15 protein-coding genes are annotated in these 16,512 nt (G+C 58.6%); 10 read left to right on the top strand and 5 right to left on the bottom strand.

Translation table 11 applies throughout. The features are described 5' to 3' along the window. Nucleotides 1–153: 153 nt before the first annotated feature. Together AABE10_RS33545 and AABE10_RS33540 are read left to right on the top strand one after the other, a co-directional pair. Complete coding sequence (locus AABE10_RS33545) at nucleotides 154–1,974, top strand: hypothetical protein (protein WP_342937404.1); 1,821 nt, start codon at nucleotides 154–156, stop codon at nucleotides 1,972–1,974. Nucleotides 1,975–2,928: 954 nt separating this feature from the next. After that, on the top strand, nucleotides 2,929–3,330 hold the full coding sequence (locus AABE10_RS33540; protein WP_342937403.1) for a hypothetical protein: 402 nt from the start codon (nucleotides 2,929–2,931) through the stop codon (nucleotides 3,328–3,330). Between the two features lie 63 nt (nucleotides 3,331–3,393). Here the strand turns inward: AABE10_RS33540 and AABE10_RS33535 are convergent, their stop codons facing one another. Then, nucleotides 3,394–3,741, bottom strand: coding sequence for a hypothetical protein (locus AABE10_RS33535; RefSeq protein ID WP_342937402.1), 348 nt, complete (start codon nucleotides 3,739–3,741; stop codon nucleotides 3,394–3,396). A 399-nt stretch (nucleotides 3,742–4,140) separates the two neighbouring features. Between AABE10_RS33535 and AABE10_RS33530 the strand changes: the two genes are divergently transcribed. From AABE10_RS33530 to AABE10_RS33520, 3 genes are all read left to right on the top strand, one after another. Continuing rightward, nucleotides 4,141–4,722, top strand: a complete 582-nt coding sequence (locus tag AABE10_RS33530) for a hypothetical protein (protein WP_342937401.1) — start codon at nucleotides 4,141–4,143, stop codon at nucleotides 4,720–4,722. A gap of 139 nt (nucleotides 4,723–4,861) precedes the next feature. Then, nucleotides 4,862–5,083: a hypothetical protein gene (locus AABE10_RS33525; protein WP_342937400.1), complete on the top strand. Its 222-nt coding sequence runs from the start codon at nucleotides 4,862–4,864 to the stop codon at nucleotides 5,081–5,083. A gap of 85 nt (nucleotides 5,084–5,168) precedes the next feature. Beyond that, the gene (locus AABE10_RS33520) at nucleotides 5,169–6,053 is read left to right on the top strand and encodes a hypothetical protein (RefSeq protein ID WP_342937399.1); all 885 of its coding nucleotides are present in this window, start codon (nucleotides 5,169–5,171) and stop codon (nucleotides 6,051–6,053) included. Nucleotides 6,054–6,122: 69 nt separating this feature from the next. Here the strand turns inward: AABE10_RS33520 and AABE10_RS33515 are convergent, their stop codons facing one another. The 3 genes from AABE10_RS33515 to AABE10_RS33505 all read right to left on the bottom strand — a co-directional run bounded on the left by AABE10_RS33515 (nucleotide 6,123) and on the right by AABE10_RS33505 (nucleotide 9,686). Beyond that, nucleotides 6,123–7,100 (bottom strand): hypothetical protein, encoded by a 978-nt coding sequence (locus AABE10_RS33515; protein WP_342937398.1) that lies wholly within the window; start codon nucleotides 7,098–7,100, stop codon nucleotides 6,123–6,125. 623 nt (nucleotides 7,101–7,723) lie between these two features. Then, nucleotides 7,724–8,194, bottom strand: coding sequence for a hypothetical protein (locus AABE10_RS33510; protein WP_342937397.1), 471 nt, complete (start codon nucleotides 8,192–8,194; stop codon nucleotides 7,724–7,726). 58 nt (nucleotides 8,195–8,252) lie between these two features. After that, on the bottom strand, nucleotides 8,253–9,686 hold the full coding sequence (locus AABE10_RS33505; RefSeq protein WP_342937396.1) for a DUF746 domain-containing protein: 1,434 nt from the start codon (nucleotides 9,684–9,686) through the stop codon (nucleotides 8,253–8,255). A gap of 242 nt (nucleotides 9,687–9,928) precedes the next feature. Here AABE10_RS33505 and AABE10_RS33500 point away from each other — a divergent pair, with 242 nt between their 5' ends. Both AABE10_RS33500 and AABE10_RS33495 read left to right on the top strand, forming a co-directional pair. Continuing rightward, the gene (locus tag AABE10_RS33500; RefSeq protein ID WP_342937395.1) at nucleotides 9,929–11,386 is read left to right on the top strand and encodes a UvrD-helicase domain-containing protein; all 1,458 of its coding nucleotides are present in this window, start codon (nucleotides 9,929–9,931) and stop codon (nucleotides 11,384–11,386) included. Nucleotides 11,387–11,587: 201 nt separating this feature from the next. Further along, a complete protein-coding gene (locus AABE10_RS33495; protein ID WP_201659247.1) occupies nucleotides 11,588–12,139 on the top strand; it encodes a hypothetical protein in 552 nt (183 codons plus the stop codon). 349 nt (nucleotides 12,140–12,488) lie between these two features. On the opposite strand, the gene AABE10_RS33490 is transcribed toward AABE10_RS33495, so the two are convergent. After that, the gene (locus tag AABE10_RS33490) at nucleotides 12,489–13,085 is read right to left on the bottom strand and encodes a hypothetical protein (protein ID WP_342937394.1); all 597 of its coding nucleotides are present in this window, start codon (nucleotides 13,083–13,085) and stop codon (nucleotides 12,489–12,491) included. Between the two features lie 131 nt (nucleotides 13,086–13,216). On the opposite strand from AABE10_RS33490, the gene AABE10_RS33485 reads away from it, so the two are divergent. From AABE10_RS33485 to AABE10_RS33475, 3 genes are all read left to right on the top strand, one after another. Continuing rightward, entirely contained in the window at nucleotides 13,217–14,065 is an 849-nt protein-coding gene (locus AABE10_RS33485; protein WP_342937393.1) for a DNA-binding protein, read from the top strand. Nucleotides 14,066–14,401: 336 nt separating this feature from the next. After that, a complete protein-coding gene (gene imuA / locus AABE10_RS33480; RefSeq protein ID WP_342937392.1) occupies nucleotides 14,402–15,109 on the top strand; it encodes a translesion DNA synthesis-associated protein ImuA in 708 nt (235 codons plus the stop codon). Continuing rightward, the gene (locus AABE10_RS33475; RefSeq protein ID WP_342937391.1) at nucleotides 15,039–16,511 is read left to right on the top strand and encodes a DNA polymerase Y family protein; all 1,473 of its coding nucleotides are present in this window, start codon (nucleotides 15,039–15,041) and stop codon (nucleotides 16,509–16,511) included. The genes imuA and AABE10_RS33475 overlap by 71 nt, the downstream gene beginning before the upstream one ends. Nucleotide 16,512 lies beyond the last annotated feature (1 nt).

Raw genomic sequence — 16,512 nt, 5'->3', positions numbered from 1 at the left:
GTAAGGATTAGCTCTGTCGGAAAAGCGATAGCGATTCTGATTAGCATAGCCGCGGGCTTGCTGGTCTGTTTGCGGCTTCTGAATGAGTTCAACAGGTGGCGGGCCACAAGAATCGAAAGAGCCCTCCACTCTCGTGCTCGACTGTCAGAAAATATGGCGGCGTTCGGCGACGACGAAATCAGGAAGGCGGAGCGACTCTACGTCGAACCGGATTGCGCGCAGACTGATCCCGCAAATGAATCCGACCTGCTTCGCGTTGCAGCTGTACGCCAGCCGATACTCAGCGCGGTAGACAATTTTTTCGAAGCTGCGGATGGTCATCGTTATCTGATCGTGCTCGCCGACTCTGGAATGGGCAAAACGACTTTTTGCCTTAACTATTTCCTCAGGAAACAAAGGTCAAAACAGGCAAACGACCGAAAGGTGGCGGTCGTACCGCTGGGCCGTAGTGACGCGCTTTCGTTGATCTCCAAAATCTCGGAACCGCGGGACACTGTGTTGCTGTTGGATGCCCTTGATGAAGACACCGAGGCCATTGGATCCTTCAACGATCGGCTGAATGAGATCATGAACGCAGCGCGCGACTTCAGACGAGTCGTCATTACTTGTCGATCTCAGTTCTTCGCGGATGAAATGTCGATTCCAACGGAAACCGGTATAGCCTATTTCGGCGCACGAGCGGGTGGCGAGCGCGGAGAGTATCAGTTTTACAAGCTGTATCTGCTGCCATTTTCTGTAGCCCAGGTCAACCGATATGTCGAACTGCATTTCCCATTCTTCTTCATTCTAAAAAAAAGACGGGCACTCTCACTGATCAAGGCAATCGGCGATCTGGGTGCGAGACCCATGCTTATTGAGCAAATTCCTGAACTCGTTAAACAGAAGAAGACTTACACGGAGATCTTTGACCTTTATGCTTTTATGGTTGATCGGTGGCTTCAGCGCGAGAGCCGATGGATCAACCCGGACAAGCTCCTTGCTGTGTCGAAGGTCATCGCGGTCGATATCTATCTCGGTCGATCCGTTCGTAGGACGGAAAAGCTAACGGCCAGGGAACTATCTACTTTGGCTAGTCAATGCGGCACAGATCTACAGCAATGGCACCTCACCTCACGGTCGATGCTGAACCGGGACAGCGCGGGCAACTACAAGTTTGCGCATCGGTCGATCATGGAGTTCCTGTTCGTTCTGGCTTTCGTGATGGGCAACGACCAGTGCGCGTCCGATGCATGGACGGATCATATGATTGAACTTTTTTACAGCTGGGGAAGATCTGACCACGCGTCGAATAACTGGGATGCGATCTCGAAAGTGTTGGCCTCGGACCTGCGCAAAACAAACCTTCTTCCTTTTGCGCATCCGATGAAAGTGCCCACGACATTGTCGAAAAGCGAGATCTCGAGAGTTGGGGACGCGCGGCGTCCACCGGCCCACACACTGCCGCCGCGTTGGCATGCCGCACTGATCAGCGTCTTGGTTGACGGGGCCGAAATTCATGTACACGATTCCGCGTATCGGTCGTTCTACAGCCTGCCCGCAACCAGTACGGTTGAGGCTAGCGACCGCATTGTCTTCAGGGAAAATGTCCATGAGCTGGGTGCATTGAAATCAAGTCATGAGGAATCCTTACTATCGACGCGGCTTCCGTCAATCGAAGAAATACTCGCTCTGTGGGAAGCCGAGACCGGTCTGTCAGGCCCGATTTTCGATCGCAGCGAGTATTACTGGCTCGGTGATGTGCTCGATAAGGAGAGAAGGCTCGTCTTCAATATCAACGAGGCGCCAGTCAATGACGATCGCGTTTCGCTCGTCGCGCAGCTTAAGGGAAGGAACGGCGGTGCTCGCGAGACGCTTAACATCTACGAGGTAGTCAAGCCGCCGCGGGTCGTGGCGCTTAGTCGCAGCTTCCATGCGCTTACGATTCGAGTGACGGCCGGCGAGATTAGCCTTAACTCGGCGCCGACATTGCAGTGACTAGGCGCGGGCTGTGATGTTGAGGAGGAGAAAAGCAACCAATGACTTCGCTTTCCAGGCGGTTCAAGTACGGCGAAACGTCATCTATGAACTCTACTCGGTCGAACGAGGGACTATCGGCACTATGACAGCAGCTTTTCTAACTCGCGAGTGTTCTAAGAGGGGCTGTAACGGGAGGGTCCGCTACCGGGCGGAATGGAATCCTATACCCAAATTCTGCCATCAATGTGTATTCACTGAGCTTCTGGATCTTCCAGAGTTGCTAGTCCGGTTCCTCAAACACGAGCGCGCCATGAAAAGCCGAACGCGGTTTGGCACGGATACGGCTCAGTGGATTGAGCGAGAGCCATTGCGAGCAGCCATCCAAGGGCTTCTCCGTCGACATGAGGGGGATCAACGAGGCCTAGCTCGGGAATGTGCGAGGGACCCCGCCATACGAGCCGTCGTCTACCGCATGAGGAGAGACCAGCGGCACTCTGTTTCGACGAGCCCCGGTGGAACTATTGCTTCGCCCAAGCGCATCGGGAAGCTGCTGCAAGGAGGCGCACCGGGTCTCGGGAAGCGATCTTAGGCGGGGAGTAGAAGGCGCGCCCGCGTCGTAAAAGACGATGACGATCTTGGCAGCCAGACCGCCCCGCTTGCTTATTCAAAAAGCATAAAATGACCTTGAGTTGCGGTTGAGAGTCAGAGGATTGGATTGGCTTTCGGGTGAGCCGCGGGTCCGGCATCTTCGCGCGCTGCATCTAGTACCGGCCGCATCAGCCTTGTCGGACGAGCAAAGTATAGCGAGGCCCGAAAACGCCAGTCACAGCCGCTAGCGCACGCGATAACTAAAGTGTTAGTCGAGGGATGCCGATAAGACATTCTGGTCGCAGTACCGAGGAAGCTCGGCGCCAGCAGGGGCCCCCGCCGGTGGTTTTGCTTTTCTGATACCTTCATAACTCTCGTCAAAACATGATCAAGTGCACGCTGTTTACGAAAAATATTGGGCATGTCGCGCGTGAATTTCGCGTTGGCGACGCTCAGGCAATAGTCCTTTCTGATGCCAAAAAGCTGAAAGCCGTGATGGAATCAAACGACGTCTATTACTACAACGCAGCGAAGGTCGAGATGCACAGGGGCCTATTCAAGAAGGGCGTGTTCGAAGTTCCCCTTGTTGCTCCGAGGGGCGACGGACTGCACTGGATCGAAGGGTTTCACCAAGTGAACGCGGCGCTTGAGGAGGGCATGACAGTCGTGCCTATCGGGACCTCGCTTGTCCTTGCGGAACAACTGAAGGCGCTAGTCGGGGCTAGCTGCGACGATACGGCGGGCAGCCCTTTTGATTTTTCGGCTTGTGACGCGACCATCATGTAAACGAGCCGTTACACCAGGTCGTACCGCGAGCGTTTCTGCAGAAGATGGCCCAGTTCCGGACAGTTAAGATCCGTCTCCCGGTCCGAACGTCGCGTTAACTAAAGGCGTCGTTAAGCGGCTCAAAGGAAGAATCGAATGACGGTAGCGTTTGACCCGCATAATCTTGACGCAGCGGTGACCGCAGTCATCGAGGAAGCGGTCCGCCAGGAACAGGTCTCCCCCTTCGACAGACAGGTGCGGGGTGTGGACCTGACGGACCGTGAGCAGGACCGAAACTACCTGAAAAACGAGGTACGTTCGGCTTACGGGCGCGCAAGTGCGTCGCCCGGCGGATTGCAGATCGCTCGCATCGAAGGCGTACCATACCGCGGCATTGGATTTGTCTTTGAATTGCACGGGGGACGTGAACATGTATCCCGCACCGGAGGGCGTAGACGAAGGAAAACGGGTCGATCATCTGGCGCTGTTCTGGGCAAACCTATCGCGCTAAATTTTGCAAACTGCAGACACCTCACCTCGGTAGACGCGCGCCGTTCCTCGATCAGCAGGATACGCAGAAGTGTTGCAACCGCTGTCGCGCGGAGCGCTCTTTAGGCCCGCCGGTCCTTTTCAACGCTCCGACGCCTTGGGCGTGGAGGGGGCGCATTGCCGTCCTTTCGCCAGAGCGCATCGGGCGCAATGCCAAGCAGCGTCCAGAATTCTCCTGCAGTTTCTCGAAGAGAGGTCACCGAGCAACGGGGTTCGAAAGACGAATTTTAAATTTTCACGACGCGGTTAAGACGCAAAAGTGATCAACTAAGGGATCAATTCATGAACATCCATGGACGTCTGTTACAGGCGGCTATCGTCACATCTCTCTGCGTTGGGTGCGCAACCTCAGCGAGGGCGGGCACAGACGCTTCCACCTTCGATGTCGCTGGTATCAGGCTTGGCATGTCGCCTGCAGAGGTGCAGTCCAAAATCGCCGAGCATTTTGGCGTAAGCAAGGCAAAGGTCTATACGCTTTCGATGCCGCAATCCATTCTCGGCGGCAAGCCCGCGATCATCGCAGTGAATTACGAAGCCAACGGCGAGCGCTTGGAAGTCAACTTCGAAGTGGTCAGTGCGAAACCGGGTGACCCGACAGCCGCCGACCGCATTGGTTACAAGTTGCCGTTCTCTCGTGAGAACGCTGATAGGCTGAAATCCGCCGCTGTCGCGAAGTACGGCGCACCGAACGTGGACTCATTTCCGCTTCATTGGTGCGCGAAAGCTTCCAATCCTGCGCTCTGTGATTCTGGTCAGGCCGAACTTACCGTCGGAAACACCGACCTGATCCTGAAGGACGACAGGTATGTTCAGCGATCCATGCGGTTGAGGGACGAACTAAACAGCGCGAAGCCACGTCTTTGATACGACCAGTTTGAAGGGCCGCCGCATCGACGGGAACTAGAACTGCCCGGGCGGCCCTGACTCGATGCGCGTTTCGAGCCGCTCTGATGACATTGTCGAACGCGCACTGAGCGCGCGGAGAGCAGAAAGGAAAATACTCATGAGAAAAAATACGTGGACATACGGTGAATTGACACAGATCGTCGAGAAAGAGATTGACGGGCTAATGGCAGAAGCGCGCGCGACGGCTAAAAGCGAAGACAGGAGGCGCAAACAGTGCTATGCAGCCGGTGTCTTGATGGGTTGGATGGCTATCGCTGCGGGCGACGCGGCCGCAATCGACAAGAAGCGCATGCAGGACAAGCTACGTCTCACTGCATAACGTCGAAGAGCGGATAAACGACGCGCGATTGCGGCCGCCGGGCGTCGTGGCGAAACGATGGCTACGGAGGAAGCGACGCTCGCTCATGACGTATGGCTGGAATTCGACGCGACTCGGTCATTCGATCGAAATTGAGGTCCGCGATCCGAGAATGTGCCTTCGAATTTGTTCGCCTCAACTGTTCTTTCGCTCGAGGCGAGATACCATTTTGCTGCCGAAACTCACCAAGCACGGCCTGTCGCACAGATTCAGCATTTCCCTCTTCCTTCACGCGCCAGTGGGCGCTCGCCGTTTCGGTATGATTCCGCAAAGGGATAAAGGGGACGGGGAAATGGATGACGGAAACGCTGCGTTCGACTACGCGGCATTTATTGAAGAGGTGAGGGGGCTAATCGGTCGGGCGAAGGCGTTCGCGCCGCAGGACAAGAGATACGACAGCCCCGCGTTGAAGCAGTGGCGCCATCAGCTCCACGACTACATCCAGCGGATCGAGCGTGAAGGGTATCGCATCAACTGCGATGATGTCATGCGAGTGTACTTCGTTCGATCCTATGGATCGGTTACCAGCCGCGACCAGTCAGAGGCATTTGAGAAGGACTTAAGTGCCACGATCGGCGAATTGGAGCACCTGCTCGAGGCCTACAACAAGTACGGTGACCCGGGGCCGAACAAGAGACGAAGCGTAGCAGGTCCGATCGCTGCTCCGGTCGAACCGGAGCAGCAGGAAGTCGCTAAGCTCGAGGTGCCTGAACGTATCACTATGCCGTGGATCTGGAGGAACGCATCTGCCACATTTTTGTGGACGGTCATCATCGGCGCGATCGTCTTCATCGGCGTCGTGTTCTCGTTCGGCGTGTTTATGGGCGGGACGAAGGCAGGTCAGCAGTTTATGGATTGGTTCAAACCCGCTGCGCAGTCCGACACCAAAAACGACGACCAATATCGGCTGGTGCGACCGGAAAGGAAATAAGGGCTTCGACCTGATCGCGCAGGCGCCGGATATTCCGTATCCAGCGAAATGAAACGATCCATCGCGCTCCTAAAGAAGAATTTCTTCGCGAGACGAGCAGAATACGCGACTCTGGCAAAAGTAAATCGCGTTTCGATTGAATGCTCGTAGACATTCGAGATTGTCCGCAAAATAGTAAAGCTGGAGCGGATGGTTCTGTTTCTGATGGTGCTCAATTAGTTCGCGCGGTGCACGGGGGACTAACCCCGCGTGATCGGCAAACAAGTAACGAATAAAAGCGTCGTGGCGAAGATTAAACTCCAAGCCAATCTGGTCCTGCCGGTCCGTAAATTGGCTGAAACCACGATCAGACAGTAGGCAACGTGCTTCGCTATAAGTACAGACCATGACTGCCGCAGCATGACTTTTTCGCTCAAACACTGCTTTGACCATACTCTCGAGCATAGAGAGATTTCCCTCCCCCGATTCCACAAAGAGCATGAACAGCATCCGTAGCCATCGGCCATAGTCGGTGTCGGATATGCCAAGTTGTGAACAAAGCCATGCCTGATGAGGCTTGCGACCATTGAGTACACGTTCGAACATCCGTCTTGCATCCGATGCGGTCGGCTCGTAGTTCGCGAGCACGCCGAACGTGTTGAGGATTTTCGCCACCGAAAAGGGGTTGCGCGCGAAGTTCAGTAGTTTGGCCGTGAAGATACTGGCGATCTCGCCGCCGACATTGTTGTCGCCCGATGCGAGCTTCTGAAGCAGGCTCCCGGTTGTGACGGCGACCTCCTGTTCGAAGCGCTGAAAGCTCGCCTCGAAGTTGAATCGCGAAGCGCAGTCCGAAGCGACATCAAACGTGAAGAGGTCATCGAGCGAAAGATTGCTAGATATCAGTCTTCCCCTCTGGTTCTCAAGTCGAATGGTAAAAGACTCCCGCTCTTGGACCTTGAACGAAAAGATCCGTTGATCTCGGGGCGGTGCGAAAGGGTTCGCCGCGTTGAGTCGTTGCTCGACCTGCGGAACAAAGTGCTGATTCCGGGTTGCGTTCGAATAGTTCATTTGGCTGCGGCGCACGACGAGTACGCCATGATATCGGATGGCCCGTGGTGTCCGGGAGCCCATGCTTGGCGCGCAATTCGGCGCATGGCGTTGATGGTGTCATGCTATGCAGGCGCGGCGGGGCCGGAGAACGAGCGCTGGCTGGCCCGCGGCTGGCCGAAAGATAGAAACGGACGTCTGGAAGCGCGGGGCTATCAAAGGCCTGGAAACGCAAGAAGCCCGCTAGGGCTCGGCGCTGCGCTTGGCCTCGCGGCCAGCGCCCACATAGCGCCCAGATTCAAAGAAAAATTTTGTGCCTGGGAAGTAAGCTAAATCGCGGGCGACAATGTCTCATATCGGCAAGACAGCGGGCCGACGTCGATGCTGACTGAGTGACTCAAAGGGTCGATGTCGGCCATTCGAGTCCGCGAGATGCGACAATTTTGCCGCGAACGTAGGGCAGTAGCACCAACTTTGTCGCACCACCCCGCAATGTGGCGCGGCTACGCGTCGTAAGCCTTTGATTACGCACTATACGCCGTCGCGATAACCATGACGCCCTACGAGAGCCGCGACGATCGCGACCGTGATTGTTTCAGTCATTATTTTTCTGGTCTCCGAGATCGCTTGAAATCTCTTTCCGGTCATTGCCGCTCGGCGAAACGCCGAATGGCCTCGATGGAAAAAGGTCCGGCGACTAGGCGCCGCCACTTATCGCGCGTCGCAATCCATTGGCGATGACGAAACTCAGCAGCGTTGACGCCGGACTGAAGCTGAGGATCGTCTTCTTGGTATCCGAGGGTGTCCATGACCTCACCGAGGCCAGCCTGTCCGGCGCGCCAGTCAGATGCCGCTCGCTTTTCCACGATTTCGGGGCCGACATAGTAATGCAGGGTGATCGACATCGCCTTTTCGCTCAACTTGGATTCAGTTGCCATGTATGAACGCACGATGTCAACGAATCGATTGGGAATCTGACTGTGGTCGTCGACACGCTGCACGGACTCGAAACCCGGAAGGAACGAGGCAACAGTCGCGATATCCAGTTGATGATCTGGCGGGACGGTGGCAAACCAGCTTAAGAAGTGCTCAAGGGGAGTTTTGGAATCAGCCATGATAGGTTGGGAAGCACTATAACGGTTTGACCTGTTCACAATCTTCTCACGGCGCGGCTCAGAGGGAGTCGACAGCGACGTCGAAGAACCCATGACAAACGGTGCAGCGGAACAACCGGCGTCTGATCTGAGCGGCAGTTTTCGTGCGCGTGCGCTTGAACCCATGCGGGCGTGCCGCGACCATCTTGCGGCAATGCGGGCACCAGATCTGCGGCGCAGGTGCTTTCAGACCAAGCCGCACGCGGCGCTCGAAATCGCCTGACGGGTCGAGAGCCAGCAACCACTCGCGGAAGCGCTGAACCCACGACTTGATGACCTCCGGCTTTGTGCCCAGCGACTCTGCAGCGTCGCGCAGGGTCCTGTGTTGCGAAAGGAGCGGGAGGATTGCGTAGAGCATGTCCTTGCGCAGTATGTTCGCCATCGGCGTTTTCGTGGTCCGCATGAACAACCGGGCGCACGCTCTGCACTGGAACTGGGGTAACGTGGGTGCGGCTCGCATCTTCCCGGTGAGCCGCGAGTCGGCGCTGCCGCAGTGCGGACAGGCCGGTGGCGCAACACTGGGCGACAGGGCGACGTCGATGTGCTTTTTCAGAAACCGCGTGAGCGCCTTGTCCTCGGTGAAGCGCCGCGCGATCGGGCTGTTGCTGCGCAGCGGCCTGCTGAAGTCGAAGCGCTCTGGCGCCACCGGGGAAAGAGCGGGCTTCGGTAACTGATCTGGCGGCGGGTGAGGCTGCAGCTTCATGGACGCAGTGTCGATGGGCGGGAGATCAGGCGCATCGAGGCCAGATCGCCGACGGCGGGCCGCCGCGTTTCGTGCGAGGTCGTCCACGACGATGACCGGCACGCAGTCGGCCGATGAATCTGACTGAAGCGGCCAGGAGAAAAGACAGGCGGGGCACTTCGCGAGTCGCCGCTGATCGACGCTATACCCGCCGTTGAGTTTCACACCGCCGCGGCCGCATCTCGGACACTCGCCGGCTGGCCGGTACTTGATGCCGAGTTTCACCAGCGACGTCCAGTGGCCGTCCGGATCATGCGCTGCGATCAGCTGGCGAAAACGCATTAGCCAGTTCGATACCGCGGCATAGTCAATCTGCAGGCGACGCGAGGCCTCCTCGACCGGAATCGGTTGCGACAACAGGGAAAAAAACGCAGGCATCTTGCCCACAAATCGAAGGCGCGCGAGCGGACTTCCCGTCAGCCTCGTGAACAGCTTCCTGCACCCGCCACAGCGGAAGTAGGGGACCGAGTGATATCGCGTGGGCCTCTGGTGCAGGCGCGCGGTCGCGGCTCCGCAATGCGGACACAGCGGCGTGGGTTTGATATCGGAAGAGTGCAGCTCCGCCCAAAGGCTGGCCACGAACGCCGTGAGTGTAGTGTTCTCTTCGTTGCCGTAGTCACGGTCGCTCGTTCGCGTGATAGGCGTGCGGGCGTCGAATACCGCAACGGTGGCGACGCGTTTGTCTTTGCGGGCGCGGCCGGTAGTTTTCAAAGCTTGTCGCATCACTTCGGCGAGTGTAAGGTGCGCGGCGGCGGCGCCCGGTGTGGTAGATCAGGGAAGAAGTGGTGTTTGCGCCGTTAACGGTCGGCGCAAGCCCGAAGTTTAATCCCGCGGCCTTGACACGCCCAGCGTCACGCCCTCGGCATAAAAGACCGGACCGATGACCCTCACCGAACTGGTGAGCGGTTGTATTCTCTTCGATTCCCACACGAACGCGCTTCTAGATTTCGCCAATGCTGCGCCTGATGATACCGACCGATGAGCAGCTGGCGATCCTTGATGCCGTCGTCGGCCGCGAGAGCATGAAAATCAAGGCATACGCCGGAGCGGGGAAGACGTCGACCCTGGGGCTCGTCGCGGACCGTCTTTCACATCAACGAGGCATATACCTCGCTTTCAACCGCGAGATCGCGGAGTACGCCAGGCGTCGATTCCCAGGGAACGTTGTTGCGGGCACGATTCACTCAATGGCGTACCGATCGGTTTCGACTTCCCTCACCGCGCGCGTGAATCAACCTGCGGAGCAGCCCCACGAGCTTGCAGCCCGCTACGGACTTGGGCCCGTCGAAGTTCCCCTTGTCACCGGAAAGGTCGTTGAAGTCACGCCTTTTGAGTTGGGCCGGATGATTGTTGATGGGCTCGGCAGGTTTTGCCGATCTGCGGACGACGTGCCGCTCCAGCTTCACATCCCTGTCGACGAGAAGATCGACGTGAGGGCGGCCGAATGGCTGCAAAGCAGACTCGTTCCCTACGTCGAACGACTGTGGAGCGAAAGCAAGGAACCTAGCGGCCGCGGAGCCATTCTTCCCGACGTCTACCTCAAGGTCTGGGCTCAGTCCGGTCCGCGCATTGAATCGGACTTCATTTTGCTCGATGAAGCTCAGGACAGTGATGGTGCGATCTTGCGGTTTCTCGACGAGCAGACACACGCACAGATCGTGTACGTAGGCGATCCCTATCAACAGATCTACGAATGGCGCGGCGCCGTCAACGCAATGGCGAAGATCGAGGCAGCCGAATATTCGCTGACCGAGTCGTTCCGTTTCGGTCACACGTTCGCCCTGCTAGCGAGCCGACTACTTGCGTTGCTTGGCGAGCAGACGCCGGTTCGCGGGCAAGGCACAATCGGCTCCCTCATGGTCGAAGACCCGTCGGTCGCGCCACCTGTTGACGCGATCCTTTGCCGAAAAAATGTCTCCGCCATATGGCATCTTGCCGCCGGCGTGGAGGCGGGCCAAAAGCCGGCAATCCGCATGAGCCCAGCCGAGATTGTCGCTTATGCCGATGGTGCCGAAATGTTGCTGGCGGGACGTCGTGCTTTCCGACCAGCTGCATTGTCGCTGTTCGAGACATGGAAGGACGTTCAGTCTTTCGCTCGCAGCGCGGCCGGCGTCGATCTGCTTCCCATCGTGCGAATCGTCGACGAGCTAGGGACGGATTATCTGCGCTCGCTCGCACTGAGGATCACACCCGAGGCGAGCGCTGATTACGTTATCTCGACGGTGCACAGGGCGAAAGGCCTCGAGTGGAAGCGGGTCAAGGTCGTTAACGATTTCCTGTTCAAATACGTCGATGGTCGCCTGACCCTGGACGACGATGAGCTGCGCCTGCTCTACGTCGCCCTGACGAGAGCGCAGCACGTTCTGGACGTGTCAGACCTGCGTGAACCGCTCTTGAAATTGTTTGCGTGAGACGAATCACTAGGTCGCGATCCTGAGGGCGATAATTCTCGGTGCTCAGTGGCAAGCCTTGAAGTAGTCCCGTAACCGCTTGACACGCTCGTGCACACGATAAAATGGAATTAGCTTTGCCACACAGGTGAGCGGTCGAAGACGCAATTGGAGGGCGGGGCTATCTCCGAAGCGTACATACAGAACCAGTCAAGAGAATAAATGCTTACGGGAACCGGGCTATTACACACGCGAGAATCAGCCGAGCGCCGCTACGAGTTAATCAGACGCCGCGCTCGACTGAGCGCGCAGCGGTACGCGCGACAACGGACGCGGCGTGACTTCAAGTTCAAAGCGTTTGACGTCTTTGCGTTCAAGGCTGTTGCCTCGCAGTGGGAGCCGCGTCGCCGCAGGGTCGCTTGGGACTGGGCCGCTCAGTTCGTTTACTGGAGAAAGAAACGACCTACCCGGTGGGATCTTGCGATCTGGCTGGGTGATGAACTTATTTGTCTGGCGCTGGGTTATGCATCGCGGCCCGGGAAGAAGATTCTCTATCTTGCGGGCGTCGAACGCATTCCCGGCAACCATCCAGAAGCGCAATTTGTACTTCCGATGGTGATCGACGCGACGGAGAGATACGCTCGGAGGCTTGGCGCCGCGGAAGTGCGGATCTTGCAGCCACACCCGGCGCTCGAAGCCAGGTATGCGGTCTTGGGGTACACTTATACCTATGACAACGCCAAGCGCTCAACCGTAGCCCGGCGTGAGGAGTAAACCGTGCGTACGATGAACATGGGTTTTCAGAAAGCCAATGATATTCAGGAGCGAACGGCCCGTGCGGCGGGCGGTTCGGGCCGGTCTACGCCTGTACCGCGTGTGACGCGCGAAGATCGCCGCGCTCGCGACATCTACAGCGCATTCCAGGGAGCGGATACACCGGAGTATCAGGGAACGATCCGGCAGCGACGGCCCCGGTAAAACCAAAAAGGCGCATGAGCGCCTTTTTTTACGTCTCCGACATTTTACATAATAACAATTATCGAACGATCGTTCTATTCAGATCCGCGGGACTGGACCGTGATGGCAACGCGTGGGTGCTCTCGCGGACAGAGCTTGCGATTCTTCACGACCTGTTGGACGTCGCGGAGCGCCAATGGTCGCCGTCCAATGTCAGCGGCATTTGCATCTTGTTCTTGTTCTGACCGTCAATCGCGGCCCGCATGTTCGGTAGCGCCGCCTGCACGTCTGGTCGCTTTGCCCACTCCGGCAGCTCGTCGATCGTATATGTGAAGTACGCCATGGTCTGGGGTACCCCGAGCACCGTTTCAACGGGGTCCCAGTTGAGCAGCTTCTGCAGATGAGGCTTCCCATAGCAGAGTGCACCGCGATTCGCGTATTTTCTCCCCTCGGCTGTGAGGTCGTACTTGTGCCCAGGTACCGGCGCGCCGACGGCGTTGGGGACACTCACCGGTGTGGCGGAAAGAAGGCCCGCATCAACGAGCGGGCGACGCGTTTGTGCTCGGTCACTGGAATCAGGTGCCGAGTCCGGCCAATCCAGTGCAACGGACGCGCAGAGTCGCGGCCCCGACTTGAGACCATCCGTTACCGCTGCTTCGAAATTCGAACTGTTCGGCTCTTTGCTGTTTGAGCACGCTGCCAAGACAAAAACAGAGGCTGCGGCGGCAAAGACAGGGAGAAGGGTTGCGCGATAGGCTTTCATTTAATAGACGAGAAATTACCACGCCCAGCATCTTACGTCAGTTGATTAGCGCGGGGCGTCATCACACATCTTCATTTTTACGATAACATATCGTAACGTAACGTAACGCATAACATAACACGAGGCTTTAAATGGCGCGCGAACCGGCAATCACCCAGGATCAAGTGAGCAAGGCTGCCGAGGCTATAAGTGAGACCGGCGCCCGACCGACCGCCCGCGCGATTCGTGAGCGCCTCGGTGAGGGCTCGATGGCCACTGTTCTCAAATACTTGCAAGCATGGAAGGATGCGCAGATCAGGCCGGCCGAGCCGCCCGTGACTCTGCCCCAGCCGTTGCAGCGGGGACTTATAGAGTTCGTGGCAGCAGAGGTTGAGCGCAGTAAGACCGAGCTTCGAACCGAACTTGAGGCCGCGAACCAGTCAAACGCTGATTTGATCCTGGAGTCCGAGCGGCAAGGGTTGATGATCGAAAACCTCAACGCGTCGCTCGAGAGGGCTTACGCTGAAAAGGCTGAGCTTTCGGGGCGGCTCGATCAAGTAGTAAATGAGCGAGACGCGGCGAGTCATGAAGCAGCAGCCGAGCGTCAAGCCGCGGAGGCAGCGAGAACCGAACTCGCGAAGGCAGAGCTTCGGCTGGAAGCGATGCCGCGGCTTGAGAAAGAACTGGGAGATTTGCGCGACGAGATCGATATCCAACGAGCAAAGCGCACCGAGGCAGAGCAAGCGGCAGCGGTCGCCGACGCTCGTTTTCAAGGTGCTGTTGAGGCGCGCAAAACAGCCGAGACCGCGCTTGATGAAGCCAAGAAAGGCGTAATCAATAAGGATGAAGAGCTTGCGAGTCTTCGTGCAGAACTCAAGGACGCTAGAGCCTCAAATAGTGACCTGCGCGAAAAACTGGCGACCCTCAGCGCGAACACGCCATCCGCCGCCCGTAGAGCACGCCGCGCTATTGCGCCCTTGCCAAAGAAACCTCGCGGGTAAGGCAGTTATCGCGCGGTTGCGCGGCAGTCCATTTCGTTTTTCGAGGCGCGTCCACTCTTCGGCCGCGCCTTTTTTGTTTCTTAACACAGTGCGCGAGAACTCTCAGGCGCGCGTTCGCCTGTGAACAGTTCTTCGGTGGACGATTTGCCCGCGATTTCCCGACGATCAATTTGGATTGCAAATTAAATTTGAAATGAAGAGACAACGTATAACCATGCTGCATGTTTGGATGTTGCACCGGTGCAATAGAACGTTCGTTCAATAAATTGGGGCTTGATCTGGCCGAACCAGGCCAGGATATACTGTGTTTTTATACAGTATTCTAGCGGAGGCAATATGGGCGCCGCCTTAATGCCTGAAGCGATCCATCCCGATTTATGGAAGGGCAACCAGCTTGCACGCGCTGCATCGCGGGTCGTCCCTTGCGGCGATGATGCACTTGCGGCGGAATTGCCCGGCGGCGGCTGGCCACGCGGCGCACTGACCGATCTGCTGGTCCAGCAGACGGGCTGCGGCGAACTGCGTCTACTGCGACCTGCCTTCGAGCGCCTTGGATCTAAGCCCGTCGTGCTCCTGCAGCCGCCGCACAACGTCCAGCCGACCGCGTTCGCCTGGTGGGGCCTGGAGGCCTCGAATCTGATGATGGTGAAAGCGCCGAAGACGGCCGACGCGCTGTGGGCTGCCGAGCAGATTCTGCGCGCGGGCACCTGTGGCGCGCTCGTGTTCTGGCAGCAGCATGTGCGGCCCGAGGCGGTGCGCCGGCTGCACCTGGCCGCGCAGACGTCCGAGTCGCTCTTTTTCATGGTGCGACCGCTGGCGACGACACGCGACGCCTCGCCTGCCCCGTTGCGCCTTGCGATCCGTGCGGCCAAAGGCGGTGTCGATGTCCAGTTTCTGAAGCGCCGCGGCCCCGCCCGGGATGAACCGCTGTTCGTCGCCCTGACGCCCTCTCCAATCCTGAACGTAAAACGCAATGCAACTGTGGATAGGCGTCCATCTCCCGTTGTTGTGCCTCGAAGTGTTCCGGCCGAAGTGGTCGCATGAGCCCGATGACGGCCCAGGCCTTGCCGTGCTCGAAAAGGAGCGTGTCATTGCCGCCGACCCGTGCGCGCGCGAAGCCGGGGTCTGCATCGGCATGCGGCGCGGCGGCGTCGTCACGCTCGCGCCAGCCACTGTCATGCAGGAGCGCGACAGCACGGCAGAGGTCAACGCGGTGCGCGAGATCGCGACCGGGCTGCTGAACCTGTCGCCGCAGGTCGTGATCGCCGAGGAAAGCACGGTGCTCGTCGACGTGTCAGCGAGCCTGCGGCTCTTCGGCGGTATCCGCGCGATGCGCCGCATGGCGCGCCGGGTCGCCGACGCAATGGGTGTAACGGCCACGATCAGCGTCGCGCCAACGGGACAGGCGGCATGGCTGCTCGCGCGGCATCGCGGCGGCGTCGCGCTGTCGCACGCCTCACTCGCACGCGCCCTCGCCGGACTGCCGGTCAGCCTGCCGACGCCCGCCCGCCGTCATCTCGACTGGTTGACGGGCATCGGCTGCGAGACAGTCGGCCAACTGATGCGGCTGCCCCGTGCAGGACTGAAAAAACGCTGCGGCACGGCACTCCTCGATGTGCTTGACCGCGCCAATGGAGTGGCACCCGAAGTGTACGAATGGTATGAAACGCCGCCGACTTTTCAGGCGCGCGTCGAGCTGCCCGATCGCATCGAGCACGCCGAAGCGTGTCTCTTTGCGGCCCGCCGGCTCATCGTCCAGCTAACGGGCTGGCTGTCGCAAAAGCAGCTTGCCGTCACGCGCATTGCGCTGCTGCTCGAACATGAGCGCGGGCGCGATGCGATCGCCCCGACAACGATCGAGGTGGCACTCGCCGAGCCAACGTGGCGCGAGGACCACCTCATGCGCCTGTTGAAAGAACGGCTGGGCCGTGTCGAACTTGCGGCGGCCGTCATTGCGTTGCAGCTCGTCGTGCAGGAAGTGAAGGAGGCTGAGCCCGCGTCAGACTCGTTGTTTCCGGAGCCGGGCGGCACCGCTGCCGATCACGCGCGGCTGCTTGAACTGCTGGTCGCCCGCCTGGGCGCAGAGAACGTACTGAAGCCGGCGCCCGTTGCGGACCACCGGCCGGAAGTCGCTGCGCGCTGGGTGCCCGTTACGGACAAGACAAAATACGTCGCGCCGGCGACGGACACGCCCCGCCCCGCCTGGCTACTGGAGTCTCCTATCAAGCTGCTGATGCGCGGCGAGCGACCGTTTTACGGCTCGCCACTGCGCACGGTGTCATCCGGCGAGCGTGTCGAGGCGGGCTGGTTCCAGGGCGAGCCGGTGACGCGCGACTACTTCGTTGCCGAGGCCGACGACCACATCTGCTACTGGATCTACCGCGAGCGGATTGGCGCGGTCGACGAAGACGAGCCGCGCTGGTACCTGCATGGCCTGTTCGGATAAG

This window comes from Paraburkholderia diazotrophica, assembly GCF_038900755.1.
Lineage (GTDB): Bacteria > Pseudomonadota > Gammaproteobacteria > Burkholderiales > Burkholderiaceae > Paraburkholderia > Paraburkholderia diazotrophica_A.
The sequence above is the reverse complement of the archived record's forward strand: the minus strand, read 5'-3'. Positions and strand labels throughout refer to the sequence as shown.